The 1,311-nt window shown below is 65.7% G+C and carries 1 protein-coding gene; it reads left to right on the top strand.

Annotation, left to right across the window (positions count from 1 at the left end; translation table 11 throughout):
• Positions 1 to 1,197, top strand: a 1,197-nt coding sequence (locus tag PHO31112_RS27345; RefSeq protein ID WP_174995918.1) for a hypothetical protein, incomplete at its 5' end; no start/stop codon positions are given.
• Positions 1,198 to 1,311: the final 114 nt, after the last annotated feature.

Genomic DNA, 1,311 nt, shown 5'->3' with positions numbered 1-1,311 from the left:
CATTACCTGCGTGCCGACGGCAGGCTGACCCAGCTCGGCGAAGACCGGCTCAACCCTGACAGGAAAGTGAAAATCACCGACGCCATGTTGCAGACGTGGACGGGCCTCGGCCACGAGGGGATTGAGGCCGCCGGTGGACTCGACGGTGTGGCCAGGCGGGACAATGTCCCGACTGCGGCACTGAAACATTACCTTCGTGCCGACGGCCGCCTGACCCCGCGCGGCGAAGATCGGCTCAATCCGGGTGGGAAAGCGAAGATCACCGACGCCATGTTGCAGACGTGGAAGACCCTCGGCCTGGCGGGAATTAAGGCCGCGGGTGGGCTCGACGCTGTGGCCAGGCAGAACAATGTCCCGGTGACAGCGCTGAGAAACTACCTGCGTGCCGACGGCAGCCTGACCCCGCTCGGCGAAGACCGGCTCACCCCGGGCAGGAAAGCGAAGATCACCGTCGCCATGTTGCAGACGTGGAAGGCCCTCGGTCAGGCGGGGATTGAGGCCGCCGGTGGGCTCAACGGCGTGGCCCGGCGGGACAAGATCCCGGTTACGGCGCTGAAAAATTACCTTCGTGCCGACGGCAGCCTGACCCAGATCGGCGAAGATCGACTCAATCCGGGCGGGAAAACGAAGATCACCGACGCCATGTTGCGGACGTGGAAGGCCCTCGGTCAGGCGGGGATTAAGGCCGCGGGTGGGCTCGACGGTGTGGCCAAGCGGGACGATGTCCCGACTGCGGCACTGAGAAAATACCTTCGTGCAAACGGCAGGCTGAGCCAGCGCGGCGAAGACCGGCTCGCCCCGGGCGGGAAAGCGAGGATCACCGACGACATGTTGCGGACGTGGAAGGCCCTCGGCCAAGCAGGGATTAAGGCCGCCGGTGGGCTCGACGGTGTGGCCCGGCGGGACAATGTCCCGGCTACGGCACTGCGACATTACCTTCGTGCCGACGGCAGGCTGAGCCAGCTCGGCGAAGACCGGCTCACCCCGGGCAGGAAAGCGAAGATCACCGACGCCATGCTGCAGACGTGGAAGACCCTCGGCCAAGCGGGGATTGAGGCCGCCGGTGGGCTCGACGCTGTGGCCAGGCGGGACAAGGTTCCGATTATGGCGCTGAAAAATTACCTGCGTGCCGACGGCAGCCTGACCCAGATCGGCGAGAACCGGCTCCTCCGCAAGGCGGGCGCGCAGCCTATGTGAACGGCAATGCTCCCAGGACGGTGGGACTGATCACCCCGGGCCGCACCGAAGCTAGATTGGGTGCCTGCAAAACCGAGCAAGTGGCGTTCCGGCATGCGCGATACGAGAGTGTCG

This window comes from Pandoraea horticolens, assembly GCF_902459555.1.
In the GTDB taxonomy this organism is placed as follows: domain Bacteria; phylum Pseudomonadota; class Gammaproteobacteria; order Burkholderiales; family Burkholderiaceae; genus Pandoraea; species Pandoraea horticolens.
Note: the sequence above shows the minus strand (reverse complement) of the source record. Positions and strands in the feature narration are given on the sequence as shown.